5 protein-coding genes and 1 pseudogene are annotated in these 7,865 nt (G+C 63.4%); 2 read left to right on the top strand and 4 right to left on the bottom strand.

Annotated features, from left to right (window positions below; genetic code table 11):
* Nucleotides 1-264, top strand: a pseudogene (locus BUE39_RS35840) (IS4 family transposase); the annotation flags it as partial.
* Between the two features lie 141 nt (nucleotides 265-405).
* Here the strand turns inward: BUE39_RS35840 and BUE39_RS33335 are convergent.
* The 4 genes from BUE39_RS33335 to BUE39_RS33320 all read right to left on the bottom strand — a co-directional run bounded on the left by BUE39_RS33335 (nucleotide 406) and on the right by BUE39_RS33320 (nucleotide 6,138).
* Complete coding sequence (locus BUE39_RS33335) at nucleotides 406-1,713, bottom strand: solute carrier family 23 protein (RefSeq protein WP_073432941.1); 1,308 nt, start codon at nucleotides 1,711-1,713, stop codon at nucleotides 406-408.
* A 254-nt stretch (nucleotides 1,714-1,967) separates the two neighbouring features.
* Entirely contained in the window at nucleotides 1,968-3,533 is a 1,566-nt protein-coding gene (locus tag BUE39_RS33330; protein WP_073432940.1) for a methyl-accepting chemotaxis protein, read from the bottom strand.
* 360 nt (nucleotides 3,534-3,893) lie between these two features.
* Nucleotides 3,894-4,523, bottom strand: coding sequence for a DUF2239 family protein (locus BUE39_RS33325; protein WP_073432939.1), 630 nt, complete (start codon nucleotides 4,521-4,523; stop codon nucleotides 3,894-3,896).
* Between the two features lie 73 nt (nucleotides 4,524-4,596).
* On the bottom strand, nucleotides 4,597-6,138 hold the full coding sequence (locus BUE39_RS33320; protein ID WP_073432938.1) for a sensor domain-containing diguanylate cyclase: 1,542 nt from the start codon (nucleotides 6,136-6,138) through the stop codon (nucleotides 4,597-4,599).
* Between the two features lie 415 nt (nucleotides 6,139-6,553).
* Between BUE39_RS33320 and BUE39_RS33315 the strand changes: the two genes are divergently transcribed.
* The gene (locus BUE39_RS33315) at nucleotides 6,554-7,825 is read left to right on the top strand and encodes an IS256 family transposase (RefSeq protein ID WP_412534878.1); all 1,272 of its coding nucleotides are present in this window, start codon (nucleotides 6,554-6,556) and stop codon (nucleotides 7,823-7,825) included.
* Nucleotides 7,826-7,865: the final 40 nt, after the last annotated feature.

The raw sequence follows: 7,865 nt of genomic DNA, 5'->3' as shown, positions 1-7,865 counted from the left end.
GACAACCTGTGCACACTGCTCAGCGATCTCGATGCGCCGCACGACGACAGACATGCCAGCCGTCCTAACCGGGTGTATGCACTGGGCGCACTCAAGCCCATCCTCGGCGCGTGTCTTCTGCGCATCCAGCGCTGTCTGGACGGCCTCGCCGGTGTGCTGGAAATGATCCACCAGACCCGATGCCGGATACAGCCCTCACGCTCCTATCCAAGACCACCCAGAAAAGCCAAGCCCCACTTCCATCTCGCGTACAAACTCGCTTGATGCAGCGGGGCTTAAGTTGAGAGCATTGCCCCGCACAGGGGCAACGCTAATAGACCACTAACAAATCAAGCAAAGGCCAAAAAACCAAGCCCAAAAAACCAACCCCACAACCCAAACCGCCGAGCAGGCCAAACCCCACCTTCAACCCACCGGCCCCCGCGCCGGCTCCCCCCTGAGCAAGGCATAAAGAATAATCGCCCCAAACGTGGCAGTGCCAATCCCACCCAGCCCGAACCCACCAAGCTTCAACGAAAAATCCCCCGCCCCAAGCACGAGCGTCACCGCGGCAACGATCAGATTGCGATTGTCGGCAAAGTCCACTTTATTGACGACCCAGATCCGCGCGCCGGTCACGGCAATCAAACCGAATACGACGATCGACACGCCGCCCAGCACCGGTCCCGGAATGGTCTGAATCACCGCGCCGAACTTCGGCGAAAAACCCAGCACCAGCGCAATCACAGCAGCAATCACGAACACCAGCGTCGAATAGATCTTGGTCACGGCCATCACGCCGATGTTCTCGGCGTAAGTCGTCACGCCCGTGCCGCCGGCAAAACCGGAGACTATCGTCGCGAGACCATCGCCGAAAAATGCGCGGCCCATATAGCCATCGAGGTTCTGACCGGTCATCGCGCTCACCGCCTTGATATGCCCGAGGTTCTCCGCGACGAGAATCACCGCGATCGGCGCGAGCAAGGTCATCGCCCGCGGCTCGAACACCGGCGCCGTGAAGTGCGGCATGCCGAACCACGCGGCGTTCGCGACGATCGAGAAATCGATCGGCTTACCCATGCCGAGGCCGTTCGTGACGATCGCGTAAATCACATACGCCATCAGCAGCCCCACCAGAATCAGCAAACGCTGCAGCATGCCGCGCGCAAACACCGCGACCGCGCCGACACACAGCACCGTCACGAGCGCCATCCACGAATCGAAATTGCTGGCGCTCACGCCGCGCACCGCGATCGGCGCAAGATTCAAACCGATCACGCAGACGATCGCGCCCGTCACCACCGGCGGCATCAGCGTCTCGATCCATCGGGTGCCGACCGCCGACACGATCAACCCGATGATCGCGTACACCACGCCGCACGCGATGATCCCGCCCAACGCCACCGGAATGTTCATGTTCGGGCCTTGCCCGCCGTACCCCGTCACGGCGATCACGAGACCGATGAACGCGAAGCTCGAGCCGAGATAGCTCGGCACGCGCCCGCCCACCACCACGAAGAACAGCAGCGTGCCGATCCCCGACATGAAGATGCACAGATTCGGATCGAAGCCCATCAGGAGCGGCGCGAGCACCGTCGAACCAAACATCGCGACGACGTGCTGAATGCCCATCGCGAACATCTGCGGCCACGCAAGCCGTTCGTCGATACCGACGATGAGGCCCTCGGCGGCGGTGGACTGCGCGCGCCAGCGCGGGAAATAGGAATCGGCCATGGCGGGGGTTCTCCTCTGTTCGGCGTGATGGCGACGGCGCCCGAAAACGCGCCGCCCAGGAATTACGCGCGAGTGTACGGAGTGCCACCTGGCCTGGCAAGGGCGGCGAAAGGCGCGCTGAACCGATCGCGATACGAGGCCGATGAGCTGACGACAACCGCGCTGATCGACCGGTTCGAACCCGCGACGAACGCCTCGCCTCCCGATCACGCCGACGCAACAGCCCGCCTGCGCGAAGAGTCGGCGACGAAAAATCAGCCGCGCCGCGGTTCCAGTGAGAACACCGTGACGGCCGCCTGCAATTGCCTCGCCTGGTCCGCCATCGACGACGCCGCGGCCGCCGCCTGCTCGACGAGCGCCGCGTTCTGCTGGGTCACGTCGTCCATCTGCGCCACAGCGCGATTGACTTCCTCGATGCCCGTGCTTTGTTCCTGCGACGCAGACGAAATCTCGCCCATGATGTCCGTCACGCGTTTCACCGCGAGCGTGACATCGGCCATCGTCTGACCGGCCCGCTCGGCCAGTTGGGCGCCGCTGCCCACGCGCGCCGTCGAGCTTTCGATCAACGCCTTGATCTCCTTGGCCGACACGGCGCTGCGCTGCGCGAGCGAGCGCACTTCACCCGCCACCACGGCAAAGCCGCGTCCCTGTTCGCCCGCGCGCGCGGCTTCGACAGCAGCGTTGAGCGCGAGAATGTTGGTCTGGAACGCGATGCCTTCGATCACGGCGATGATGTCGGTCATGCGCTTCGAGCCGGCCGCCAGCTCGCGCATCGTTTCGACGACATCGCCGACGAGACTGCTGCCGCGCGCCGCCACCTCCGACGCGCCGTGCGCCACGCTGCCCGCCTGCTGCGCGTTCTCGGCGTTCGTCTTTACCGTCGACGTCAGTTCCTGCATGCTCGACGCGGTTTCCTGCAACGCGGCGGCCTGCTCTTCGGTGCGCTGCGACAGGTCGGTGTTGCCCTGCGCGATCTCGCCCGAAGCCATCAGGATCGATTCGCTCGACACGCTGATGCCCGACACGATGCCGGCCAGCCGTTCACGCATGTTGCGCAGCGCGAACAGCATGCTGTCGGTGTCGCCCGCGCGGGTGTCGACGCGCACGCTCAAGTCGCCGTCCGCGATGCGGTTGGCGATCTCCATCGCGTAGTACGGCTCGCCGCCTAGCTGGCGCGACAGGCGGCGCGCGATCGTCGACGCGAGCAGCGCGCCGGCCACGATCGCGCCGAGCACCAGCCCGAGCATCACGAGATGCATGCGCTCGTACTTGCTGGCCGACTGGGCCTGCAAGTCGTCCGCCTGCTGCCGGCGAAAGTCGATCAGCGCGACGATGCGATCGCGCAGCGCCTCGCTCGATGCAATCGCCCGGCGCACGACTTCGTTGTTGTCGACCCCGGCGGGAATCGGTTCGAGACCGATCTGCTGATGCACGATAGCTTCCCAAAGCGCCGACTTGCGCAGCACTTCGTCGAACAGCTCCTGGCCCTTGCTGCTCGCGATGGTCGGGCGATACTGGTCGTACGCGCCATGCATGTCCTTGAGCGATGCGACGATGCTGTCCTTCAGCTTCTGGCGGCCGGCGTCGTCGGTGGCATAGCCAAGATTCGCGGCGGCAAGATCGGCGTCGATCTTGTGACGGTTCGCCTCTTCGAGCCAATACAGGCCATCCATGCTTTTATCGGCAATGGCGTCGGAAATCTCATGCAGCGACGAAAGCGCCGCCAACGCCATTCCTCCGATTACGACCGAAAAGCCGATCACGACGGCAAATGCGAGCAGCAGCTTTCGGAACACGGTCATGCGGTCGAACCACTTCATTTCGCCATCCTGGTTAAGTTTCTGTTTGGGGCCCTTCTCTCCTTCTCTTTACGGCCGCGATGGCAAGGGGCTGAAGCGATAAATGACGGGAATAAGCGAAATGGGACGTTCAACCGGGCTTAATAGCGTAGCCCCCGAACGTCTGCGCGTTCTTACGGCTAGATCCGGACATGATTGGGATTTGTCTTATATATACGCACGCACGTACTGCTTAGACTTTATTGGCTGCGTTGACCCCCATGAGTAAGCGCAAGCGATGTTGTTGTAACTCTCCGACTTTCCGCTCACGCTCCCCGGTGTAAGCGGCTTTTTTTTGCCTGTGCGTTTCATCGCATCCCATTCGCTGCGAGCCGCGCCCGTTCATGTCTGCTCGACGAAAGCGCGGCTCGCGAGACGCAATGTGTGATTGCGCACGTCCTCCGGCCAGGCAGCGACGAACGCTTCGAAGCGCGGCCGATCGTCCGCATACAGCGCGCGCGTGGCGTCCTCGTAACCCGGCAGATTGCCGGCCAGCGCGGTCATGAAGCGATACACCGCTTCTTGCGCCGCACGCTGACGATCCTTGTGCTCGCCGGCGACACGCGCCGCCTCGACCAGTTTGCGCAACGCCACGGAAGCGCCGCCCGGCTGCCCGTTCAGCCAGTCCCAATGACGCGGCAACAAGGTGACCTCCCTTGCCACCACACCCAGCTTGGGCCGACCTCGCCCGCGCGGGGCGTCCTCAGCCGTCGCGTCGGAGGCGGGGGTGGTTTGCGCAGCTTCGGCTTCCTCACTCGGGTGCTCGGCCGCGAGCCTCGCCACGATCTCTTCGGGCGTGCCGCGCAGATCGAACTCGACCGGGTGGCTGGTGGCGTCGTCGAAGATCAGCACCGGCGCCTGTTCGCCACGCGCCAGCACCGCCCTGACCGCTAGCGCTACGTCGGAGAGGGCGCCGGACGCGATGCGGCGGTGGCCTTCGAAGGCAGTGCAAGTAGCGCGATAAACGGTCATGACAAACTCCAGAAAAGAATTTGTCGAATTATAGCCGGGTAAAATACAAAAGCAACATATTACCCGGATGAAATTAACGATAGATGTGGGGCGAGAATTCTGGAGTTAAGTATCCTGGGACGCCGGTGTCGCCGCCTGGCGCTTGCGCGGCCGTGCCGTAGACGACAGTGCGATTGCGGCCCGCGTCCTTGGCTTCGTAGAGCGCCTCGTCGGCTGCGTTGATCAGCTCGCGAGCCGTGGCGAATATCTGGCCGCTCGTGCAGGCAATGCCGATGCTGACCGTCAGCACATGGTGCGAACTCGCCACGTGGCGAACCTCGCGCTCCTGAATCGCGGCGCGAATCTGCTCGGCAAGGTTCATTGCGCCGGCTTCGTCGGTGTCCGGCAGCAGCACTGCGAATTCTTCGCCGCCGTAGCGCGCCGCGGTATCGCCGGGACGCCGCAAGTTGTTCGTGATGCAGCGCGCGACCTCGATGAGCGCAGCGTCGCCGGCGGAATGGCCATACAGATCGTTGAAGCCCTTGAAACTGTCGACGTCGATCAACAACATCGACAACGGCCACGCATTGCGTTGCGCGCGGCCCCATTCCTCGTCCAGGTCCTGCTCGAAGATGCGGCGGTTGTTCAGGCTGGTGAGTCCGTCGGTGCGCGCTAGCACGCGCAACTCTTCCTCGGCGGCGCGGCGTTGCCGCAACTGCTGCGAGAACAGGATCGCAAGCGCGATGATCGTCAGGTCGAGCGCGCCGATCAGCGAGCCGATGATCCATGCGCGACGCCGCCATTCCACATAGATGTCGCGCGTGGAAAGCGCGACGTCGAGGATCAGCGGATACATGTCGATATGGCGGAACGCGTACCAGCGCTCCACACCGTCGATCGCCGCCGTGCCGAAGAAATCGCCGCTCGGCTGCAGGAGAAAGCGCGAATAATTCGCGGTGCCCTTCAGATTGCGGCCGATGATTTTTGGATCGTAGGGTCGTCGCATCAGCATCGTGCCGTCGCTCAGCATCAACGCCATCGAGCCGCCCGGGCCGAGATTCATATCGGCGAACAGGCCGCGGAAATAACTCAGGCGCATGGTGCCGACGACCACGCCGCCGAAGCTGCCGTCCGGCCGGGAGATACGCCGGCTCAACGCGATGCTGACTTCCTTGCCGGCGATCTTCGGCAAAAATGGACGGCTGACGTACAGGCCCACGTCGGGAGAATCCCGCTGCACCTTGAAGTACTCGCGATCCGCGAGGTTGATACGGCGCGGCGGCGAGGCTTGCGAGTCGAACTTGATGTCGCCGGCTTCGTCGAGGACGAAAATCGAGCCCATATCCTTCGCGCCGATGGAGCCGTCGAACAGCAATAGTTGACGCATGGCCGGCGGCAAGTCCTGCACGCCGGGCTGTTTCAACCCCTCCATCACCGCGCGCAACGACAGGTCGTAAATCTCGAGATTGCGCGACACGTCGCGCTCGACCAGCAGCGACACGTTGAAGACGGAATCCTGCGCGCGCCGCAACGCGTCATCGTGCATTTGCGCGAGCACCCACACGGCGAGCGCGAGTATCGCGCTGGCCAGCACGATGCTGATCGCAATCACAATGTTCGGGTGGCGCATCACCATGGGTTTTCGTGGTTCGAGGCTGGCGCGGGGTTGCGCGCGGAGGAGGTTGGGGTTGGCGGCGTGCGGGGCGCGGGCCGGGATTTCGGTAGGGTAGCAGACGATGGGGGGTGGCGAATGGCCGAGAAGAGGGGGTTTTGATGCGTTAGGGGCGGGTGTTGGGTAGCGTTGGAAAATCTATTTGCCGCGGTTGCGGTGTTGCGTATTGCGTGTTTCTCGTCGTGGATGTGTGGTTGCCCGGATTCGAGTTGGCGGCCATGTGCGCGTCAATGCATGTCGATGACTGCCATATCGGATTGCGATTGTCGGGGGGAAGAGGGTATCGAGGATAGCTGGCTGGGATCGCGCGGCTTCGCGGATTGGGACCTATCCGTAATTTCGTGGGCGAGGCATATCATGAAGGATCAAAGTCATGGATATGCCGATGAAGAAGAAACGCACCGTCGCTTCGCAGGCAGCGGCCCGAGGGCCGCTGCCTGCCCTGCCTGAAGCGCTGCTCGATGAACTGGTCAAGGGGCCGATGACGCCCGCCGAGGTCCAGGACCTGATGCTCGCGTTCAACAAGGCGCTCATCGAGCGCGCGATGGGCGCCGAGATGAACATGCATCTGGGCTACCGGCCCGGTCAGCCCAAACCCTCCGAGCAGACCAACGAACGCAATGGCGCCAGCGGCAAGACGGTGATCACCGAGCGCGGCCCGCTCAGGGTCGATCTGCCGCGCGATCGCGAGGGGAGTTTCGAGCCGCTGCTGATTCCCAAACACGAGCGCCGTTTCACGGGCTTCGACGAACGCATCATCGCGATGTACGCGCGGGGCATGAGCGTGCGCGAAATCCAGGCGTTCCTGGCCGAGAGCTATGGCACCGGGGTCTCCCCCGACTTCATCAGTTCGGTCACTGACGAGGTGATGGCCGAGACGCTCGCCTGGCAGAGCCGCCCGCTCGAGGCGATGTATCCGGTGGTGTTCTTCGACGCGCTGCGCGTGAAGATCCGCGACGACGGCGTGGTGAGCAACAAGGCCGTCTATCTGGCGCTGGGCATCCAGGCCGATGGCCAGCGCGACGTGCTCGGCCTGTGGATCGAACAGACCGAGGGCGCGAAGTTCTGGCTCAAGGTGTTCAATGAACTGAAGACGCGCGGCTGCCAGGACATCCTGATCGCGGTGGTCGACGGCCTGAAGGGCCTGGCCGGGGCGATCGGCACGGCGTACCCGCGCACGACCGTGCAGACCTGCATCGTGCACCTGATCCGCAACAGTCTGGAGTACGCGAGCTACAAGGACCGCAAGAGCGTCGCCGCGGCGCTGCGTCCGATCTATGCAGCCGCGAGCGAACCGGCCGCCCTGCAGGCCCTGGAGGCCTTCGCCGAAGGCCCATGGGGAGCGAAGTACCCGACGATCGTGCAGTCGTGGCGACGAGCGTGGGAGAACGTCACGCCGTTCTTCGTGTTTCCCCCCGAGATACGCCGGGTCGTGTACACCACAAACGCCATTGAGAGTCTGAACATGCAGCTGCGCAAGATCATCAAGACCCGCGGCCACTTCCCCAACGACGAGGCCGCCATCAAGCTGCTCTGGCTGGCGCTGCGCAACGTGCTGGCAAAATCAGTACGGGCGGCATTCGACTGGTCATCCGCCATGAACCAGTTTGCTATCCTGTTTGGTGAGCGATTCACCAACGCACGCGGGTAACTCCGCCCATCGCCTCGCACACAAAAATGCGGACAGGTTC

The sequence above is a fragment of the Paraburkholderia terricola genome, assembly GCF_900142195.1.
Lineage (GTDB): Bacteria > Pseudomonadota > Gammaproteobacteria > Burkholderiales > Burkholderiaceae > Paraburkholderia > Paraburkholderia terricola.
Note: the sequence above shows the minus strand (reverse complement) of the source record. Positions and strands in the feature narration are given on the sequence as shown.